The organism is Alienimonas sp. DA493 (genome assembly GCF_043951915.1).
Classification (GTDB): Bacteria; Planctomycetota; Planctomycetia; order Planctomycetales; family Planctomycetaceae; genus Alienimonas.
On record NZ_JBINJD010000326.1, the window covers coordinates 1 to 1089 of the forward strand.

The 1089-nt window shown below is 70.8% G+C and carries 1 protein-coding gene; it reads left to right on the forward strand.

The annotated features are described in order from the left end of the window. Positions 1–170: 170 nt before the first annotated feature. The gene (locus ACG2DA_RS22805; protein ID WP_395259003.1) at positions 171–818 is read left to right on the forward strand and encodes a hypothetical protein; all 648 of its coding nucleotides are present in this window, start codon (positions 171–173) and stop codon (positions 816–818) included. Positions 819–1089 lie beyond the last annotated feature (271 nt).

Here is a 1089-nt window from a genome sequence, read left to right on the forward strand (position 1 = left end):
GGTCCGGGACGCTTCCCGTTTCGGGCGCCGCGACGTTCGATCCGGAGAAGCGTTCCGCCGTCCGCACCCCCGGCACGGCGAAACCGCGGTCCGCACCGCGATCCGGGTTCGCGCCACCGTGGGGGGCGCTGCTAAAGTGGGTCTCTCCCCGTGTTGCTCGAGCGTTTGCCGTGTCCAACCCATCGCGTCGCCGTCTGCGGGTCGATCGCGGGTCGCGGACGGCCGTGGCGGCGAAACCGAAGGCGGAGCCGTTCGACTTCACCCTCGTGATGCGGCGGCTGTGCGAGGACGTCTGCGACAGCCTGCCGGAGTTCGCCCACATCGACATGCGGCGGGTCGCCGTGACCTTCGCCCAGGCGAAGAAGCGGGTGCCGCACGGGCTCCAGGCCAAGCTGACCCCGCTGCGGTTCGAGGGCGGAGCGACGACGACGGTCCGCCGCGGCGTGACCTACGCCGCCCCGACGCTGCACGACGGGCAGGTCGAACTGCTGTACGTGCTCACCTTTTATCTGCCGCGGTTCCTGGACCACACGCCGCGGGAGAAGCTGACCACGGTGCTGCACGAGTTGCACCACGTCAGCCCGCAGTTCAACGGCGACATCCGCCGCTTCCCGGGCCGCTGCTACGCCCATTCGCACTCGCAGGCCCAGTACGACGCGGAAATGGCGATCCTCGCCGACCGCTACCTGGAGCACGGCCCGCCGGGCTGGGTGGACCGGTTTCTGAACAGCCGGTTCGCCGACCTGCAAAGCCGCCACGGGGCGGTGGTGGGGTTGAAGCTGCCGATTCCGAAGTTGATCCCCGTGGGGCGGAAGTAGAGGCTCCCGACGCCCGTGCGGGCCTGAACGCGGTTCTCCCCTCTCCCTTGAGGGAGAGGGGCCGGGGGTGAGGGTGCGGCGCAGCCGGACGAGGCGGGATCGAGCGGGGAGCGTAGATCGACCGCTGCGCGGACCCCCTCACCCCCGACCCCTCTCCCCCAAGGAGGAGAGGGGGGGGCTAGTGCGTCCGGCGGTTATCTCTAGCGCGGCGGTTACCGGCTGCGTAGGCTCTGCGGCGTCCCGTTCCGCCGAGTCGCCGCCGTGCCGATCG